The sequence below is a fragment of the Muricauda sp. MAR_2010_75 genome (assembly GCF_000745185.1).
Taxonomy (GTDB): Bacteria; Bacteroidota; Bacteroidia; order Flavobacteriales; family Flavobacteriaceae; genus Flagellimonas.
The window spans coordinates 3,513,177-3,532,851 of the sequence record NZ_JQNJ01000001.1; the positions used below are offsets into that span (position 1 = coordinate 3,513,177).

Annotated in this window: 20 protein-coding genes; 13 read left to right on the plus strand and 7 right to left on the minus strand. The window is 39.9% G+C overall.

What is annotated here, in order from left to right:
- Nucleotides 1-12 precede the first annotated feature (12 nt).
- Nucleotides 13-183: a hypothetical protein gene (locus FG28_RS20855; RefSeq protein WP_197062615.1), complete on the plus strand. Its 171-nt coding sequence runs from the start codon at nt 13-15 to the stop codon at nt 181-183.
- A 364-nt stretch (nt 184-547) separates the two neighbouring features.
- On the opposite strand, the gene FG28_RS21055 is transcribed toward FG28_RS20855, so the two are convergent.
- The 4 genes from FG28_RS21055 to FG28_RS15785 form a co-directional block, all read right to left on the minus strand.
- On the minus strand, nt 548-673 hold the full coding sequence (locus FG28_RS21055) for a hypothetical protein (protein ID WP_262491876.1): 126 nt from the start codon (nt 671-673) through the stop codon (nt 548-550).
- Nucleotides 674-686: 13 nt separating this feature from the next.
- A complete protein-coding gene (locus FG28_RS15780; protein ID WP_036384458.1) occupies nt 687-1,208 on the minus strand; it encodes a GNAT family N-acetyltransferase in 522 nt (173 codons plus the stop codon).
- 4 nt (nt 1,209-1,212) lie between these two features.
- Nucleotides 1,213-1,371, minus strand: a complete 159-nt coding sequence (locus FG28_RS20860) for a hypothetical protein (protein WP_197062616.1) — start codon at nt 1,369-1,371, stop codon at nt 1,213-1,215.
- A 146-nt stretch (nt 1,372-1,517) separates the two neighbouring features.
- The gene (locus tag FG28_RS15785) at nt 1,518-2,465 is read right to left on the minus strand and encodes an IS1595 family transposase (RefSeq protein WP_036384460.1); all 948 of its coding nucleotides are present in this window, start codon (nt 2,463-2,465) and stop codon (nt 1,518-1,520) included.
- 456 nt (nt 2,466-2,921) lie between these two features.
- Here FG28_RS15785 and FG28_RS15790 point away from each other — a divergent pair, with 456 nt between their 5' ends.
- From FG28_RS15790 to FG28_RS15850, 11 genes are all read left to right on the plus strand, one after another.
- Nucleotides 2,922-3,488 carry a hypothetical protein gene (locus FG28_RS15790; protein WP_036384462.1) on the plus strand — a complete coding sequence of 189 codons (567 nt, stop codon included), beginning with the start codon at nt 2,922-2,924 and terminating at the stop codon, nt 3,486-3,488.
- 1,098 nt (nt 3,489-4,586) lie between these two features.
- Complete coding sequence (locus FG28_RS15805) at nt 4,587-5,045, plus strand: hypothetical protein (RefSeq protein ID WP_036384466.1); 459 nt, start codon at nt 4,587-4,589, stop codon at nt 5,043-5,045.
- A gap of 159 nt (nt 5,046-5,204) precedes the next feature.
- Complete coding sequence (locus tag FG28_RS21140; RefSeq protein WP_036384468.1) at nt 5,205-5,867, plus strand: IS1 family transposase; 663 nt, start codon at nt 5,205-5,207, stop codon at nt 5,865-5,867.
- Nucleotides 5,868-6,024: 157 nt separating this feature from the next.
- Complete coding sequence (locus FG28_RS15815; protein WP_156102300.1) at nt 6,025-9,474, plus strand: T9SS type B sorting domain-containing protein; 3,450 nt, start codon at nt 6,025-6,027, stop codon at nt 9,472-9,474.
- A 73-nt stretch (nt 9,475-9,547) separates the two neighbouring features.
- On the plus strand, nt 9,548-10,264 hold the full coding sequence (locus tag FG28_RS15820) for a hypothetical protein (protein WP_156102301.1): 717 nt from the start codon (nt 9,548-9,550) through the stop codon (nt 10,262-10,264).
- The gene (locus FG28_RS15825) at nt 10,261-10,956 is read left to right on the plus strand and encodes a hypothetical protein (protein ID WP_036384475.1); all 696 of its coding nucleotides are present in this window, start codon (nt 10,261-10,263) and stop codon (nt 10,954-10,956) included. Before FG28_RS15820 ends, FG28_RS15825 begins: the two co-directional genes overlap by 4 nt.
- Nucleotides 10,957-11,415, plus strand: coding sequence for a hypothetical protein (locus tag FG28_RS15830; protein ID WP_036384477.1), 459 nt, complete (start codon nt 10,957-10,959; stop codon nt 11,413-11,415).
- A complete protein-coding gene (locus FG28_RS15835; protein WP_036384479.1) occupies nt 11,412-12,680 on the plus strand; it encodes a hypothetical protein in 1,269 nt (422 codons plus the stop codon). Before FG28_RS15830 ends, FG28_RS15835 begins: the two co-directional genes overlap by 4 nt.
- Entirely contained in the window at nt 12,668-13,000 is a 333-nt protein-coding gene (locus tag FG28_RS15840) for a hypothetical protein (RefSeq protein WP_036384481.1), read from the plus strand. The genes FG28_RS15835 and FG28_RS15840 overlap by 13 nt, the downstream gene beginning before the upstream one ends.
- Entirely contained in the window at nt 12,993-13,460 is a 468-nt protein-coding gene (locus tag FG28_RS15845) for a type II secretion system protein J (protein ID WP_036384483.1), read from the plus strand. Before FG28_RS15840 ends, FG28_RS15845 begins: the two co-directional genes overlap by 8 nt.
- Nucleotides 13,460-14,596, plus strand: coding sequence for a type II secretion system F family protein (locus FG28_RS15850; protein WP_036384485.1), 1,137 nt, complete (start codon nt 13,460-13,462; stop codon nt 14,594-14,596). The genes FG28_RS15845 and FG28_RS15850 overlap by 1 nt, the downstream gene beginning before the upstream one ends.
- 151 nt (nt 14,597-14,747) lie before the next feature.
- Here FG28_RS15850 and FG28_RS15855 read toward each other — a convergent pair whose 3' ends face one another.
- From FG28_RS15855 to FG28_RS15865, 3 genes are all read right to left on the minus strand, one after another.
- Entirely contained in the window at nt 14,748-15,149 is a 402-nt protein-coding gene (locus FG28_RS15855) for a hypothetical protein (RefSeq protein ID WP_156102302.1), read from the minus strand.
- A 606-nt stretch (nt 15,150-15,755) separates the two neighbouring features.
- Nucleotides 15,756-16,814: a MopE-related protein gene (locus tag FG28_RS15860; protein WP_036384488.1), complete on the minus strand. Its 1,059-nt coding sequence runs from the start codon at nt 16,812-16,814 to the stop codon at nt 15,756-15,758.
- A gap of 253 nt (nt 16,815-17,067) precedes the next feature.
- Nucleotides 17,068-18,624, minus strand: a complete 1,557-nt coding sequence (locus tag FG28_RS15865; protein ID WP_036384490.1) for a M28 family peptidase — start codon at nt 18,622-18,624, stop codon at nt 17,068-17,070.
- 112 nt (nt 18,625-18,736) lie between these two features.
- Here FG28_RS15865 and FG28_RS15870 point away from each other — a divergent pair, with 112 nt between their 5' ends.
- On the plus strand, nt 18,737-19,663 hold the full coding sequence (locus tag FG28_RS15870; RefSeq protein WP_036384492.1) for a dihydrodipicolinate synthase family protein: 927 nt from the start codon (nt 18,737-18,739) through the stop codon (nt 19,661-19,663).
- The last annotated feature ends 12 nt before the right edge of the window (nt 19,664-19,675 follow it).

The window sequence follows — 19,675 nt, forward strand, 5'->3', positions numbered from 1 at the left end:
AATAAAAATATTATGAAGTATAAAGGAATGACAATAAATGAGGCTCTGTGTGAAGCTGGGGTGGAAAAGGATTTCTATAAGGCAATAGAGGAAAAAGACAAAAAAAAGGTGGTTTCTATATTAGAAAATTTAGGTCTTAATGAAAGCTCTATTAAACCAATAATTGAAGAGTTTAAATTATAATTAAGTAATAAGCAATTACGGTAATGTAGTAAGATAGTTGTTTCAACTAAGTTAATAAATCAACAGCAACTCTTTTTGGGTTGCTGTTTTGTTTTTACAAGCTTTATTCCTTTGAGTTTTGTTGTTTGGAAACGTTTGTTTCGTTTGCGTATTCCAAAGTCTTTGGCACCTATATACAATATGGGACAGGATAAAATGAATTTCCTGTGTTTTACCAAGAAGTAATTTTTTTTGGGAATCATGCCCCATGGTTAGATCTCCGCTAATTCAGAAATCCAGAGCATAGGCATCTTGCCGATAGTTCAGGGCATTGTCCCTTTATCACAGAGCGTTGCGACACTTCTCCAATTCAAGCTAACATTGGTCAGTTATCGCCCTTCTTCTTATCAACGGATACCTTCAAAACATCATCCAACGTTCCGTTGATCTTCAGCTTCTTTTCGTACTTATTAGCACGTTCTTTTTTCTTAGAATCTTTCTTCTTTTCCATATCGTAAAGATAGTCAAACAGACACCAAGTTGAAATACATCAATCTTGTATCTGACTTTTCATCTGCGCTTGACAAATATTTAAAGCCCATTTTTTCATAAAACTTCAATGAAGCTTTGTAGGCATCAACAGTTATAAATTTACAACCTGTTTTATTGTTTTCTGTGAAATATTGAATGGTAAATTGAATTATCTGCTTACCGATTCCTTTCCCCTTAAAATCATTATTTACACCAAGCCTACCTATTTTTACCGCAGGATAACTTTTAAATTCTCCCTTTTCCTTAGGCAATAAGCTACCTACCCTTTTAATGAATTTTTTAAGATTCCCGCCACCAATGTCAGTGTGGCTAATTTTGTCATTTTGGTATGCAAAGTAAGCTATAGTATTTTCATCGTCCTGAATCAAATACGTTACAGCTAATAAAGACGAGCCATAATTCTTGGCATCATCAAACAAAAAGCCGTTCAAATCTGCATCTCCACAGTCGAACGGCTTTATATCCATTTCAGGTATGAGCCTGATTAATTCCAAAATCTTAGATCTTAAATTTAGCTATGCTCTTTAATGATTCATAGCTTTTATTTATCTCTTTTTTCACTTCTTCTGACACCTTTTCCACATTGGCGTTTTCATTCACAAAATTTCTAGCGTCTTCACCATAAAGAAAAGGAGTTTCTTTAATAGGTTTTGCCATTACGATATAGTTTTTTCATTAGGTTTAGTCGTCTAAATATAAGAATATTACATTTAAACGGCTGCAAAAATACTTTATTTTCACTATATATTACGCTATTTCTATGCCAAAGTAACATAAAACAACGTTAAAATAACTAACGCTGCTTAAACAGATAAAGTATTTTCAGTCAATATTTTATAACTCAAAACACTCTCGGCATCTTCCAAAAACCCGTCAAACCTTTCCTGTGGTGTTAGTTCCCTGGTGTTGAACCTTGCAGCAAATTCATCCAAATAGCGGCTAACGTGCTTATCGCTAACTTGATGGTAGATACCATAGATACCACGCTTTAGGATGCTCCAAAAGTTCTCTATCGTGTTTGTGTGAACATCACCATCGACATATACGCTAAGCGCATGGTTCACGCTTCCATGTGTATAGGTCTTGTGCAATTTCTTGTACACGGACGATTGGTCGCTATAAACAGTTGAACCTTCGGGAACGTGCTTTTTGATGAATGATACCATATTCTTGGCATCTGCCCTAGGCACATACTTTAAAATCACTTTACCGTTGCGCTCGATAAGCCCTACAATCACTTTTTTGGATTTATAGGGCTTACCCTCATTGGTAAGGTTCAAATCCTCGTCAGATCGTCTTTTGTTGTGGTGCTTGTTCTGCTCCTTTCCACCGATATAGGCTTCGTCAGCCTCTACCATTTTGCCCTCTCCTAGCATATCAGGGGATTTGCTCTTTAGCATTTCCCTAATCCGGTGAAGGACGAACCAAGCCGTTTTCTGTGTGATGTTTAACTGTGTAGCCAATTGTACGCTGCTGATTCCCTTCTTACTGGTGGTCGCCAAATAGATGGCAGCGAACCAAATACGGAAGGATATTTTACTGTTCTCAAAGATGGTCCCGACCTTAACCGTAAATTTTTTATGGCATTCTTTATCACGACATTTCCAACCCCTGTTTGTTTTGTACGGATTGGTACAGCCACAATGGGGGCATGCAGGCTCATTGCCCCAACGCAAACGCTCATAGTATTCTACGCACGTTTGTTCGTCCTTGAAGTAATCTAAAAGCTGAATGAGTGACTTGAAATCCATTTCTTGTACATTTTCTTACGTCAAATATATGAAATTAGTCCCAACAAACACCTAATAATTTAAGTTAATTAGTTTTTTTAACATTTCTGTCTTGTGTAAATATTACCTTTTTTGTGAAACTTAGAAGTTAAAAATAATTTTAACTTTGATAAAATAGTATTTATTACACTGTATTTCAATGTTTTAAATAATTTTATATCAAACATTCTCTACACAGAACATTAAATATATCTGTCCTGTCATGTTATCCTGTTAGGTTTAAATATTTTGTTATATATTTGTAAGGAAGAAACAAAAAAGGGTCTCCGACGGCAAAATCTGAAAACCCTTTTTATTGTGACGGCTACTGTAGTTTATGCAGTTAAAACAAAACTCTGATATAGTTCTGAAGCGAAGTGCAAATCCTCGCCAGTAGCCTTATTTATTTGATGTAAATATACAAAAAAATACAATGTCATGCAAAATGCAAAAGTTATTCAAGATGTAAGAAATCTAGTGGACTCCCTTAGTTCTACTGGATTCGTAGAACCTTTGAACTCTATCAGAAGTCAAGTGTCTGATCTGTTGTTGTATATTGACGAAACCATTAAAAGTGTTGGTGGCGAAGCAGTTGTGGACGCATTGAATGATAAAAATGAAGATTCACACCAAAAAGACTCTAATCAAAAGGAATTTAGTTACTACAATCCTTCAAGAAGCCTTATCGAAAGATTCATATTTGTGTTAAAGGCTGAAAATAGGTTTCTGCATTTTAGGGAAGCGGCATTAATAATCCGTGATTTAGAAGGGAAAGGAGACATAGACGATTTAACCAAAAGACTGTCCAATGCCACAAGGAAACTTAAAAAGAGCGGTAAATTGACTAAAGTGCAGCACGATAGCTCATTAAAGAACACTTTTTGGGGGCTAACAAAATGGTTAAATGAAGATGGAACTATTAAAGAGGGGTATGAATATAAAACTGATATTTTAGATAGAGATAAAGAAGATGATTCAATTAAAGACCCTTTCTTTGACTTATAAAATAAAAAATGTGGTAATGGAGTCACAGAAAAAATGATGGTTTTGCAAATACAAACTTTATTAGTGACCTTTATAATATTAAATGAAAAAGGACTGGTGTGAACAGTCCTTTTGACAAGCCCAGTAGCTCAATGCATAGAGCAATGCTATCCGAAGGCATAGGTTGCAGGTTGGAATCCCGCCGGGGCATCAAAATTTTAGAACGTCTCCTCATTTGGAGATATGAGACTGGAAAAGTGCAAAAATATACACTGTTAAAAGTGTGCCGTCTCTCATAAGGATAGGGCTTTTGACTTACAGTCGGAAAGGGGTTTGGTTTAGCGGCTAGACCCCTTTTTCATTGTGCAAACTTACCAAATATAACGTTTCGATCCAAATTTTGGTCTTTTCGGGTTGATATTTTCGTTGCTTGACCACCATTTAGGCAACAATATACCTCTTTACACCTTGATTCATTTGCTGGTACTGGTGTGTTTCTTGGAAGATTTGTAACGTCTGCATAACCATACCGCTAAGAAGAACAGTGCAATCAGTACAGTGGTCGTAATCAGTGCGGTTATTTCTTTTGGAAGTGCTATATCCATATACTAAAGTTAGCGAATATTTTTGGTTTGTCCCATATTGTATATAGGTGCCAAGTCTTTGCAGATTTACTGGTGTTGTTAGTTGGAAGTAATGAAAATAACCAATTTGCACTTAAAAATAGAGACTATACAAATACAATGAATAATTGTATTAAAGCTGTACTATCGAAATTTTGGAAGGAGATGGTTATTTTGGTTATTCGGAAAATTATGCAGGCAATTGCAAGATAAAATGGAAATCAACGTTAATTTGTCCAAAATTGGACATCGCAACCCACTAATTTACGTTGTTTTTTCCTGATATCGCGATATTAGGTTTTTTTATATAGGCTATCGTGGAAACAAAAACTGCTCCCAATACAAAAGAAATTGCATCAGATACAAGATTTATAAAGATGTCTTTGATTGTCTCCACATATCAAAGATAATCAGTTGTGGATAATTCTTACACTCAATTACTATATTTGTATGAGTGCCCCTACTCATAAGTTGATGTTAATACTAAATTCAGTAAATGACGGAAAATGCCAACGGAGCTCACGACTTAGAGGGCATCACACTCAAATCAGGTTGGAAAGTTTTAAAAAAGCTTGAAAAAGGGCATGGACAGACTGGTTCTTTTTTTTCAGTATTGTATCATGTAGAAAAAGATGATAACAAATGCTTTATGAAGGCATTTGACTTTTCCAAATTTTCATCTCTTGACCCGGACAAAAGTGTAGTGGACACGATGTCATATATGCTTGATGCGTACAAATTTGAAAGAGATTTATCGCAAAAATGTAGAGACAGTAAAGTAAGAAAGGTAGTCTATGTTATTGATTCAGGTGAAGAACCCGTAAAAGGTTTTGAAATTAGTGTTGTTCCATATCTGATTTTTGATTTGGCAGAGAGTGATGTTAGAGCAAAGATTAGGTTTTCAGACAATCTTGATTTTGCATGGAAACTTCAATCAGGTAATGTAGTAAAATAGTTGTTTTACCAATTCTTGAACTTAAACAATTTAAAGCCAGTATTTTGGATGCTCTCCAGATGCTGGTTTTTGCCATTGTAGGGTATTCTTTGTTCTAAGAACAGTTATGAAATCCCATGATATAAGGCTTCTTTTCACCATCGTGTAGTAGATTAGTGGATGGAAAAGAAACACTGCCCTAGCTGTAATGGACATGCCGTAAAAAATGGAAAGCAAAAAGGCAATCAGCGTTACAAATGCAAACTATGCCAAAAGTCATTCCAACTACAGTACCAATACAAAGCCTATGAGCCCCAAGTAGAGCCACTGATAAAAAGATTGCTAAAAGAAGGTTGTGGGGTAAGGAGCATTTCAAGAATCATAGGGATTTCTCCCAAAACAGTGTTGGCCAAAATAATAAGGATAAGTAAGGATATAAAGTCGCCATCCATGGCAAAATTTGGTTGTATTTATGAAGTTGATGAGCCGTGGAGTTTTATAGGGCAAAAGACCAACACAATTTGGTTGACCTATGCTATTGAAAGAGAAACAAAAAGAGTAATTGACTTTTTTGTAGGGAATAAAACCAAGGAAAATATCCAACCACTCATTGGGAAGGTACTGTCATTATACCCCAAAAGGATTTACACCGACAATTTGAATGTGTATCCAAGTTTGATTCCCAAAGAAATCCATAGATGTTTTCAGTATTGTACAAATTGCATAGAACGGAACAACCTTACCTTGCGTACCCACATAAAAAGATTAAGTCGAAGAACCATATGTTTTTCCAAGAACAAGACGTATCTAGAGGCCCACTTACGGATTTATTTTTGGGGGTAACCCATTTCTTGGATTTAATATTGAAGGTAAAATTGATAGCTTATATTACGTCTAATGATTATACCTATAAAAGACGCAGTTTATAGAAAAAGTTTGGGTCAATGAAGGAAAAATCCTATTTTTCAAACTTCAATAGACCTAACCTGTCCCTTTATACGTGAACCTACGCCAACCCATCCTCTTTCTATGCTTAGTACTGTTCTTCTCGGTGGGCGCGCAAGCCCAGTTGGAAGCTTCCATTTGGTATTTTGGATACAATGCCGGTCTCGATTTTAGAAGTGGTGCTCCGGTCCCTTTGGAAGATGGTCAGGTGTATACAAAAGAAGGCTCTGCGTCCATTGCAGACCCTATGGGCAATCTGCTCTTTTATACGGATGGGAGCAACATTTGGAATCGCAACCATCAGGTAATGCCCAACGGTACGGGACTATTGGGAGATACCAGTTCAACACAATCCGCCATAATAGTGCCCAAACCCCAAGATCCCAATATCTATTTCGTATTTACGGTGGACGAGGAAGGTGGCCCCAACGGAATCAATTTTTCGGAGGTGGACATGAGCTTGGATGGCGGTCTGGGGGACATCAGTATAAAAAATGTGTACCTGTATGGTCCTTCCATGGAAAAGTTAACCGCAGTAAAACATGCCAACGGTAGGGATATCTGGGTGTTGACCCATGATTGGGGTAATGCTGATTTTGTGACCTATCTGGTCACCCCGGCCGGGGTCATTACTACTCCCGTAGTAAGCACGGCAGGGATGGATATGTCGATAGGTTTGGACAAGACAACCGCAATTGGATACTTAAAAGCATCCCCTGATGGATCCAAAGTTGCCATTAGCCACAGGGACCATGGTTCGGAACTGTTGGATTTTGATAATACCACAGGAATCCTAAGCAACCCTGTTCTTTTGACTACTGCATCGAATCAATACGGAGTGGAATTTTCACCATCAGGCCAGATACTCTATTTATCCCCATTTGACAATCATATTTTTCAATACAATCTCAATGCCGCTGATATACCCAGAAGTGCTATCGACATTAACCAAAATAATGGTGGGGAAGCTTCAATTCAATTGGCGGTGGATGGAAAAATCTATATTTCAAATTTTCTTAGTAATACATTAAGTGTGATTCATAATCCAGACATACTTGGTACGGGCTGCAACTACGAATATAGAGCTATAGATTTGGGAAGTGGAGCGTCGTTTTGGGGACTCCCTCCATTTATTCAGTCTTTTTTCTTCGTTACCGGTATTCAGGCCAACAAAATTTGCTTTGGTGAAACCACGGAGTTCACAATCACTTCTACTGATCCCATACTTTCTATTTTATGGGATTTTGGGGATGGTAATACATCTTCAATTGAAAACCCAACGCATACCTATACAGCGCCAGGTACATATACGGTCAACGCGGAAGTTACCACGGCATTGGGTACCCAGACGGAGACTAAAGTCATTCTGATATCCGAGGTTCCTATGGCAAATACTGTGACCACCTTAGAGCAATGCCAATCAGAACCCACGTACAGTATGGATTTGGGAACTTTGGATACCCAGGTCCTGGGCGCACAGCCCGCAACAGATTTTTCTGTTAGCTATTTCACTTCACAAGCGGATGCAGATGGCAATGCCAATCCATTGGTGTCTCCAACAGTCTTTGATCAGGGTACTACAACGGTATACGCAAGAATCTCCAGCACGGTAAACCCTTTATGTTATGATACCACCAGTTTTGAAGTGATTGTTAAGAAGGCACCGCAACTATCGATTGTTGTGGATTGGGTGATGTGCGATGATGATGGTGATGGACAATATACTTTTGATCTGTCGACAAAAAATACTGAGATCCTGAATGGGCAAGATCCTTCTGAATTTGGCATTTCCTTTTATAGCACCCAAACGGATGCGGATAACAAAATGAACACCATTGGGCCCAACTATACTTCTTCTGTGACCAATGAGACCTTGTATTTTAGGGTGGAGAATTCATTGTATCCAGACTGTTATGAAACAGGAATTTTTACGATTGGTGTCATTGATCAGGTTTTGGCCAATGCACCAACTGATCTGCAAGTTTGTGATGACAATAATGATGGAACGGCGGAATTTGATCTAACCTTAGTGGAACCGGAAGTCTTGGGTGCCCAAAGTGCCACAAGTGTGGTGATTACCTATCACGATTCACAAGCAGAAGCCGATAGTAATTCCAACCCATTGCCAACGAATTTTACAAGTTCCTCATTCCAAAAGACAATTTACGTTCGGGTGTCCAATGCTTTGGATGGTTCTTGCTATGCCACTACCGCTTTTCAGCTCCATATTTTTGATGTCCCTGTGGTTCCAAACGTATCGGATTGGTGGGTCTGTGACGATGACCATGATGGGCAATATATATTTGACTTGAATGAAAGGGTGGATGAGATTTTAGGAGGAGTAAGCGGGGTTTCGGTTGCTTTTTATGAATCTGAAGTTGATGCAGAACTGGAGCAGAATTCTATGAATGGCGTTTATCAGAATACAACAAACCCACAAACCATCTATTTCCGTTTAAACAATACAAACAACACTGGTTGTTATTCGGTTGGAAGTTTTCATCTAGAGGTATTTGATACCCCAATGGCATACCAGCCAACTGATATTGTGGTATGTGATGATGAGCAAACGGGGACTTACGCATTCGCCCTGTCGCAAAAGGATACTGAGGTGCTCAACGGACAGGATCCTACATATTATCAGGTGAGTTATCATTCAACAGAATTGGACGCCTTCAATGGAGATGCTCCCCTTTCCAAGGCTGAATATTTCAATACAATATTGAATGAAACCATTTATGCAAGAATCCAGCATAGTGAATTGCCCACATGTTATGATGTCACCAACTTTGATATCATCGTAAATCCTTTACCTATAACAGATTTGGACGAAATGTATGTGATATGTCCAGAAAGCCCCGATTTGGTTTTGGATGCAGGTGAATTTGAAAGCTATACATGGAAAGATAGTTCAGGAAATACAATCGGAAACCAACGCACATTGCCCATAACGGAATTGGGAAATTACCAACTAACAGTAACACAAAACCAGAACGGGGTCACATGTTCAGGTTCTACCAATTTTGAAGTGGTATCCTCCGGAGCCCCGGATAGCTTTGTGGCAAACACAAGCGGTCTTTCGGACAGGGTAACCATTACGGTTGAGGCTACCGGCATAGGTGATTTTGAATACTCCATCGATGGGAACAATTACCAAACCGATAATCAGTTTGAGGTTTTTCCAGGGGAGTATACGATTTATGTCCGAGATCCATTTGGCTGCAGGACATTGAGCAAAGATGTTATAGCGGTCGGTTTTCAAAAGTTCTTTACACCAAACGGGGATGGCACCAATGATACTTGGAATATAGTGGGAGGGTCGTATTTTCCAGACTCTCGATTGTTCATTTATGACCGATACGGAAAGCTATTGGGCCAAATTTCACCCCAAGGTCAAGGTTGGGATGGCACGTATTTGGGAAAACAACTGCCATCATCGGATTATTGGTTTCGATATGAGTATGAAGGAAAGGTCCAATCTGGCCATTTTTCTTTGAGACGATAGAATTTTTCATTTACAAGGCAATCCACACAACACTTTTGTCAAAATAGCGTTATTTTCCTACAGAATCTTACACATGAAACCTACAATAGCAATCATGCTCATGGCATTGGTCTTACATGCCTGCAGTCCTTTGCACCGTATGCAAAAGGCGGAGTCCCAAATACCCAGCATCGGGTCTATTGGGGCATACCGTTCTGGGCTGTTTAAAAAAGACTTTCAAAAAGTGGGAGAACCCGAGTTGGTCACCCCTATTTCAGTGTCCATACAATCCATCGGCTTTAGCCCATCCACAAAGGCCAAATATGCAAAGTATTTGGAGGCCCAAGCACAGGAACCTATGGTGGAATCCCAGGATTCCACTGCGGTTCAACCACGTTATTACCAAATGCAGATCACGGATATTGTTGGTTTAAGTACCCAGTTGAACAATGAAGTAAATGCTACCGTAAGGCGGTATATCCAAGACGATCAGGGATTACAATTGTTATCCATGATTTCCTTTATGTCAGACAAACAGACAGAGGACAAGCTGCAAGCCACCGACCAGTATTACATCCAAAGCGAAAACGGCGCTTTGGTTTTAAAAATAGGGAGTGGCAGTGGAGCAGAAGGAATTAAAATGACATCCCTCCAAATCTTCGATTTTGAGACTTCAGGGTTCTGTTGGAAACGCAACAAACGGGGACATGTGGAAATCGCCAATATATTGATCGATGGCAAAAGCTGTCCCGGAGAAACCGAGAGCAACCCGAACAAATTGGATCCAATCCTTGACTATTCAAAGCTATGATAACACGAAAGATGCTATACATGGGCATGGTAATTTTGGTATCCCTGTCAAGTTGTGAAGATATTTTAGAGGTACCGGACATTTCCAACCAGACCGTTTCCATTTTGGCTCCAACGGAAGGAAGTTCCCTTACCACCAATGTTGTTGGTTTTAATTGGGAAGCCGTGGAGGATGCTACGGCCTATACCGTTCAAGTGGCCACCCCCAATTTTGAGAACGCAGCGCAATTTAACTTGGACAGTGTGGTGCAGGTGGATACACTGGGCCAGATAACCACCCGAATTAACCAAACCCTGTTCAACGGTAACTACCAATGGCGGGTAAAAGCGTTTAATAGTGATTACGAAACTGTTTACACCCAAAGCAGTTTTCAGGTAAATGGGGATGAGGATTTAGATCTGACCCCGCCCAATACCCCACAGCTGGTGGCACCGGCCAATGGGGCTGCCCAGACCGAGACAACTGTGGATTTTTCATGGACCCGGGAAGATGTGGCCGGAACCCCTGAAAGGGACAGCATCTTTGTCTATTCGGATGAAACCCTTGGGAGTTTAACCACCAAAGCATTGGGAGCCAACAAGACCTATTCCACCACGGTATCTGCTGGAACCTACTATTGGCTCGTAAAGGCCTATGATGCCGGAGGGAATGAAAGTGATGCCAGCACCACCTTTAACTTCACCATTGAATAATTGAGCAAGAATGTAAAGACATATGCGCTTTTGGGCCTTGTATTGATTATATGGGGCATTATTGGTTTTAAGGTGATAGGTACCCTTTCGTCAGAGCCCCAACCCGAGATTGTGGTAAAGCAAACCTCACAAGACTTCCAATTGGTGAAGGAGAAGGACACCTTTAGCATAATTGCAGATTACAGGGACCCTTTTTTGGGAACCCTTCCACCCCAAGAAAAGAATACGGTGAAACGACCCGTTGTAAAAAAAGAAGTGCCCAAAAAAAACATAGTGTATTCAGGACTGGTTTCCCAGACGGGTTCGGGCAACACCCTCTATTTTGTCTCCATTGATGGTAGGCAATACACCCTGTCCAAAAATGAAGAGGTGGACAATGTTCGTTTACTGAGTGGAAACGAGGAAAGCATCAAAGTGCGTTACAAGGGAATCACAGAAACCATTGTGCGAGCAAAATGATTTGGAACCAAAAAATAAAGGCCGGGGCACTGCAATTTGTGCTCTTCATCGGAGCAATCATTGCCGTATTGCTCATGTCCTTTGTGCTGATTTCCCATACCCATATACTTTTTAAGAAGAAAACGGATGTCACCATTTCATTGGTCAGGACCGCAGATCAGGGGTTGGTGTATTCCTTTATGCAATCCATGAAAAATGGGGATATGCTTCAAGCTCCTGATGAAGATGAAACTGGAATTACCACAACCATCCAAAAAAAATATTGGGGCTTATTGGAAATTCGAAGCGTTTTGGCCAAAAAGGGAAAGCTTGAATTTGAGAAAACAGGCTTTGTCGGACATGGTCAAAGTGAGGTGTCAGCACTCTACTTAAAGGAAAACCAACGTCCCATGGTCATCGCTGGAGATGCAAAAATCACCGGAACGGTCCAATTACCGGAGCGGGGCATAAAAATGGGCAATATACAGGGCTATGGGTACAGGCGACCACATCTGGTCTATGGGAAACAACGAAGAAGCTCCTCCACATTACCAAAGTTGGACCAAGAAGTCCAGCAACAGTTGGAAAGAATAAGCAATCCCGATTTTGAACCTCAAGGAGAAGAAGTGGATTTGAAACTAGGAATGGTGCTCAAAAACAGTTTCAAGGAAGAGACCCAAATTATTAAAGGTTTTACAGTCAATTTGGAAAAAGTGACCCTTTCCGGTAACATTATGATTTGGGCTTCCAGAAAAATAACGGTCCATTCATCCGCAAAATTACATGATGTGCTATTGGTGGCTCCCCATATTGAAATCAAGGAAGGAATACGTGGAAACTTTCAGGCCGTGGCCAGTGAAAGAATCGGAGTGGGGAAAGGGGCCAATTTGGAATACCCCACAGTTTTGGCGGTACATCAATCCAAAAATACAGGCAAGGAGATGGGGAGTTCCCGTATTCCAAACATTTTGGTGGAGTATGGTGCTTCTGTAGCTGGGATTGTACTTTATGAGGATAAAGAGGAATCGAAGGATATAAGGCCGCATATCAAAATAGAGGAGAATGCCCTTGTGATTGGAGAGGTCTACTGTTCCCGAAACTTGGAGCTAAAAGGAAGCATTTATGGAAGTGCCACAACAGACGCTTTTATAGCCTTGGAAAATGGCAATGCCTATCAAAATCATTTGTTCAATGGAAAAATTGACGCTATGATGCTTCCATCGGGGTATGGAGGTCTTTGTTATGAGGATAAGCCCGCCAATACAGTATTGAAATGGTTGTACTGAAACGCATAAGATCATCCACATTGATGGAAACTTTGGTGGCAACCGTACTTATAGTGGTCGTATTCATGGTGGCTAGTATGGTGCTGAATTCCTTGTTTGAGGGCAGTGTTGCCCAGAACGATGAAGCTATACAGGAAGAGCTGTTACAATTACAGTACCAATACGAATATGGAAAGTTGCAGCTGCCTCATTATGATGAAATGGGTCCGTGGCACATTGAAGTGAAAAATGAAGTGTGGGATTCTTCCAACCAGATCAATTTTTCTGCCGTTCATGAAGCCAATAATAAAGAAGTCTCTTTTAAACTATTGAATGAATAAAAGCGCTAAGAAAATAAAGGCCTTTACCTTGAACGAGATGCTTGTTGTCCTATTGATAACAAGTTTGGTGGTGGGTATGGCCTTTAGTGTTTTGAGATTGGTACAGCAACAGATGGATGGATTGACCCACAACTATGAAAAGAGCACGGAACTAAATTTGCTGCGGCAAAGCCTTTGGATTGATTTTAACCAATGTGATGGGGTTTGGTTTGATGCAACGGAGCAGAAGTTCCTTTTTGTAAATGAATTAAAGAGGGTAACATATCAATTTCGTGACAAATATGTGATAAAAGAGCGTGACACGTTCTTTATTCCCATCGATGAAAAGAGAATCTATTTCAAGGGAGAGGGAACAAAATCAGGAGAAATCGATGCTCTGGACCTGCGTACCTCTAAAGAAGGAGGAGGAAGAATTTTTGTGTTCAAGAAGAACGCATCAACCAGTTATGTGAATCAGTAATGGGATTTAAGTTGGAACATACATTGGGGGAAACTACTTCAAAGACTGATCAACGAGAAGGGTTGGAAGGTCTTTTGAAGAAGGAGATCACCCTTTTTGGAAAGTTCTTCAACAACAAAAGAAAGGAAGAGTTCTATGGGGAACTCGCCCTTTTATTAAAGGCCGGTGTTCATTTAAGAGATTCATTGGAATTGTTGAGGGATAACCAAAAGAAGGAGAAATTCCGGGATTTCTATGCCCAAATGCTGGATAAGCTGGATGCCGGGCTTAGTTTTTCAGAAATCTTGAAGGGACAAAAAGACTTCACCGAATACGAGTATTATTCGGTTCAAATAGGTGAGGAGAGTGGTAACTTGGTCAAGATCGCCGAAGAGTTGGCCGTATTTTTTGCCCAAAAGAACGAACAGAGAAGAAACTTAATCAATGCATTGACCTATCCCTTGATCATTCTTTGTACGGCAGTGTTAGTGGTCATTTTTATGTTGCGGATGGTCGTTCCCATGTTCGAGGATATTTTCAAACAGAATGGAGTGGAACTACCCACGATTACTAAATGGATAATCGCTACATCCAATTTTATAAAGGACTATGGCTGGATAGTCCTTTTGGGATTTTTGACATTCTTGATTTTGAGAAAACCGCTTTTGCAAAGAGCATCCGTCAAACGCAAATGGGATCATTTGCTGTTGAGGATTCCTTATGTGGGGAACTTTATCCGTTCGGTCTATCTCGCCCAGTTTACCCAAGCTGTGGCATTGTTGACCTCTTCCAAAGTCCCCATGTTGAACAGTGTTCAAATGGTCAAAAAAATGATTGGGTTCTACCCCTTACAGGATGCCCTTCAAAATATGGAATCCAAAATCATGAAAGGGGAAAGTCTCCACGAAAGTCTAAAAGGAGGAAAAATATTCGACAACAAAATGGTGTCATTGATCAAGGTGGCGGAAGAGACAAACCAAACAGAGTTCATTTTTGAAAAACTGAACCAGCAATACACAATCGAAGTACAACAAAAATCCAAACTGCTGTCGACCATTATGGAACCCTTGATCATTGTTGTTATTGGGATTTTCGTTGGGGTGATTTTGGTGTCCATGTATTTACCAATGTTCAGGTTGAGCAGTGTTTTGGGATAAAATGATCTTGTATTTGTATGTTTTTTATATCATAGATTGCTTTAATTAATAATGTAGATGTATAAAGAACTATTTCAATTAACTTATCGTCAAAAAGTTTTTTTGTATTGGTTATTGCATGGGCCAAGTCACCAAAAGGTTTTGATAGAGGCTAAATCAACTCCACTACTTTGTGTATAGGCCTTTGGATAGTCTCGCCAATTATAAATAGGAATGTCCGTAACTCATCTAAAGAAACATACCTTGCCCATTTTGGATCAGACACAGAAAAGATTCTTTTTTCCAGGATGGGATTAAGTACTTTTTCTATCTCCGTGTTTGTGACTTCTGGAATCATCTGCTTTATTTGTTTCTTTGAAATCTGCTGCCCACTAATCTGGATATTCTCACCAAAATCAATAAGTGGCAATCCTATCTGGTTCAAAAACTGAATCACTTCAACACTTTGCAGCTTAATGGCCCATTTCGCAGAATCCATCTCCAGTCCTCTGTTTTCGCAAACAATGGGGTTTATGATTTTGATAAAAGCCCTATAATCAAAAGGCTTTATCATGGAATATAACTTGTTTTTTGTTGTTCTGTATGAAGTGTAGTCAATGCTTTCCATTGTTTAAGGATAAGGGTTAAGTTATAATAATTCAAGCAATTACTGTATATCTATTTATTCCACGAAAATCAAAATAACTCCGATTCATTTGAATAGGGTAAATTTAGCAATGTTATTGTTTATTGTGAAAAATGAAATATTAATTTTAAATTAAAACTGAATGGTTCTTTTTGCCTCCAATATGTAATTCATGATATTGCTCTAAACAAGGCTTTTTTCAATATATTCAGTCTTATTAAAATTCTACTGGGCATATAGACGAGTATACAAAGCCATATAATGGATCAAATAAAATATTTTAACTTGTTGAATTACAATGAATTGGTTTTGATTCATCAATTACCAAAAAATTGTGGTTCCAGAGGTCGCCGGTTCGAACCCGGTCTTCCACCCTGAAGTTTAAAAGAGTCCCGATCAAGGTTTTTGGTCGGGATTTTTGTTTTTGGAGTGATAGGAACCATCGCTTAATGGAATAAAAAAAGCCTTAGATTTCTCCAAGGCCTTTTTTTAGGTTGGTTGGTAATGATTGGTGGTGGGTAGAACGTGGTGATTTTACTCTATTACCCCGTCGCAGTTTTCGTCAACCTGATTATTTGGAATTTCGTCCACACCTGGATTTATGCCTTTAGAGGCATCATTACAGTCTCCTCCTTCTAATGCATATAAGGCAGGGGGTGAATCACATGTACTTATCATCAGAGTTTCTGAGTCCTTTCCATACCCATCGTCATCTGCATCTCTGTAGTATGTCAATTCTACACCCGGATTTATATTCACATCGCTGTCGTTACAGTCCATGTTATTATCAGCATAACCAGTTGGTGACACACAAGCAGAACCCAACGTAGTTGCTCCATTGGGATCTCCATAGCCATCCCCATCACTATCTTCATAATACGTTACGTTTAATATATCAGGGTTGATACCGGGGTCATTATCGTTGCAATCACCGCCTTGTAAGGAGTAGTTATATTCAGGGGCGGGATCACAGGCACTTAGTACATCAAATTTAGAATCACTACCATATCCATCGCCATCCGTGTCGAGGTAATACGTAATATCTTCAGCACCGGGATAAGCCTTCGTATTTTCATCATCACAATCCGTATTATTGGCAACGTATCCTTCGGGAATTTCATTACACCCTGATATGGAGACCGTTTCTCCATTTAAGTCACCATGGCCGTCACCGTCATTATCTGGGTAATAGATAGTAAAGACATCTGGATTGATGTTGGGATCGGTATCATCACAGTCAAAGGCATCATCAAAATCGGTGTATATGTCCTCATCTGGATTTTCGCAGAATGTCAACGGTTCTCCAACACCAAAACCATCGTTGTCCTCATCCAAATAAAACACCAAATCACACCCAGGATTAATGTTTGGGTCATTATCATTGGTGTCGCCGCTTTGGGTTACATATTGTCCCACAGTAGCGACTGGTGGTTTACAGGCCATTGTGGGCCTTGTAATACCATAATTGTCCATGTCCTTGTCCAAATAATAGGCTTTGGTTTCGCAGCCATCATCTTTGCTACAAGCCACCAGTGTTATAAAACCAAGGCCCATACTCATGGCAATCAAGCCAAAATAATTGTTTTTTCTCATGAGATTGTACTTTTAAAGAGGTTAATATTTCCCTAAAAGTAGAGTTGGATAACTCCCTCTGGCCACCTTAATTGATGGATGCTGTCTTTGGCTTGACCTAACCCATATATGAAGCAATTGGGAGATTAAAATTGATGGGGTTTCAGGGCTAAAACCTGAATTTACCCGCCAAATGAAGATGGTTCCTTGAGTGTTGTTTCCAATAAAAAAAGCCCTCAACAGTGGGGCTTTTTCTTAATAATTCCTTAGCTTTTCAATCCGCAACTTTATCCACTAAAACCTTTTCAGGTCGGTTGGCCACTTCCCAAGCGGTGTGAAAAATTAAGCGTGTGCGGTTTTCCAATAGATCATAGTTTATTTTATCCGGGGTATCACCAGGACGGTGATAGTCTGCATGGGTGCCATTAAAATAGAAGATGATGGGAATGTTGTTCTTGGCAAAATTGTAATGGTCGCTGCGGTAATAAAACCGATTGGGGTCATTCTCATCATTGTACGTATAGTCCAACTCCAAATTGGCATATTTGGCATTGATTTCTTCTGAAAGATTATGGAGTTCCGTGCTCAATTTATCGGAGCCAATAAGGTATACGTAATTTCTATTTCCACTCCGTTTGGGGTCAATGCGCCCGATCATATCAATATTAAGGTTGGCAACGGTTTGGGACAAAGGGAAAATAGGGTCTACATCGGTATAATATCTAGACCCCAAGAGTCCTTTTTCCTCCCCGGTAACATGGAGAAAAACTACGGAACGTTTGGGGCCATCTCCAGCATCGACAGCTTTTTTAAAAGCCTCTGCAATTTCAAGTAGGGCCACCGTTCCGGAGCCATCATCGTCAGCGCCATTGTTGATATCCCCATTGGCATTCACCCCGATATGGTCCAAATGGGAGGAAATGACCAAATACTCATTTGGCTTTTCAGTTCCTTTTATAAAAGCGACCACATTCTCCGAATCTATTTTATCATTTCCGCTGGCAATGTTCAACTTCAGGTCCACCGAAATTGTTTTTGGGACATGGTCACTTTCAATATCATCTTTGAACGCTATTGCGCTGGTTTCATTAAGAATTACAATAAAATTGTCGGTACTGTTTTCTGCCAACTCCATTTTTCCACTGTTGTTGGTTTTCATAAACTCAAAATACCCTTTGTACCGTGGGAAATTTAGGGAATCCCAGTACAAAATACCTTTGGCCCCTTTTTCCATGGCAAGAGTAGCTTTTTTCTCCATGGCTTCGGACATATTGCTCCAAGCCGATTTTTTGGAAGTTCCTGAGAGTACATAAATGCCATCTGCACTCATGGGTTCTCCAGATTTGATGAGCACTACTTTTCCGTTCACGTCCAAGCCCTCATAATCCGAATACTCATCCGCTTCAATACCATACCCCAGATATACTACTTCGCTATAGTTGCCTTGGGCCTGGGTAAATGCCAATATATCCTCCCCAAGCTCAAAAGTTGCGTTGTTGATATTGATGTTTCCTTCGGGAACCTTTGCCACTTCCAAGGGTACTTTCTGAAAATAATCCCCATCTTCTTTGGCAGCTGGTATAGCTAAGGCCTTATATTGTTCCTTTAGATATTCCACGGCCTTTTTTTGCCCCGGTTCTCCTGTTTCCCGGCCTTCAAACTCATCTGATGCATAGGTGTATAAATGCTCCTTTAAATCCTCTTGGGTGATGGTTTGCGCGTAGATGACCGGGTCTGTCTCTACTAGTGATTTTGGGGTTTCTGATACTGTTTTTTGAGAAGAATTACAGGAAAAAAGAAAGCCCAAAACAAGCAAGGCAAATTTGTTCATAATGGAATATTTTATCAAAATTTTCCAAAAATACTCAAAAGATTGATAAAAAAATTTATTGACTTTTCAAGTGAATGTGTATATTGAGCACTTCTTAATAAACACGCCATAGATGAAAATGAATTGGGCCGGGGTAATGCCGGCAGTAACGACTAAATTCAACAAAGAAGATCAGTTGGATATTGATATGTTCTCCACAAACATCAAAGCCCAGGTTGATGCAGGGGTACATGCCATAATACTGGGGGGGACCTTAGGAGAAGCAAGTACGCTGACCCAAGATGAAAAACGAATTTTGGTCCAGCATACGGTGGACTTGGTGGAAGGTAAGGTTCCCGTGGTGATCAATATTGCAGAGCAGACTACTAAAGATGCAATTCTTGCCGCTGAACAAGCCGAAAAATACGGGGCAAAAGGAATAATGATTTTACCGCCCATGCGCTATAAATCGACAGATTATGAAACCGTCGCTTATTTTAAGGCTGTAGCCCAAAATACGTCCTTGCCCATGATGATCTACAATAATCCAGTGGATTACAAAATAGAGGTGACTTTAGATATGTTTGGGGAATTGATAGCGCATGATAATATTCAGGCGGTAAAAGATTCTGCTCGGGATATTACCAATGTTACACGAATGCGAAACCAATTTGGTGACCGATTGAAGATTTTATGTGGTGTGGACACCTTGGCCATGGAGAGCATGTTAATGGGAGCTGATGGCTGGGTGGCCGGTCTGGTATGTGCTTTTCCAAGAGAGACCGTTGCCATTTACGAATTGGTGAAAGCTGGCAAGATAAAAGAAGCCACAGCCATTTACAGATGGTTTATGCCGTTGTTGGAATTGGACATTAGCCCGCAATTGGTACAGAACATAAAACTGGCCGAAGTAGCAACTGGAATTGGCACTGAATATGTTCGTTTGCCCAGAATGCCCCTACAGGGCAAAGAAAGGGAACGGGTAAAGGCCATCATCGAAGAAGGCATGCGAACAAGACCCAATATTGAAGGTTTGGTCCATGCCAAGGTAAAGGTTTAAATTCATCTATAG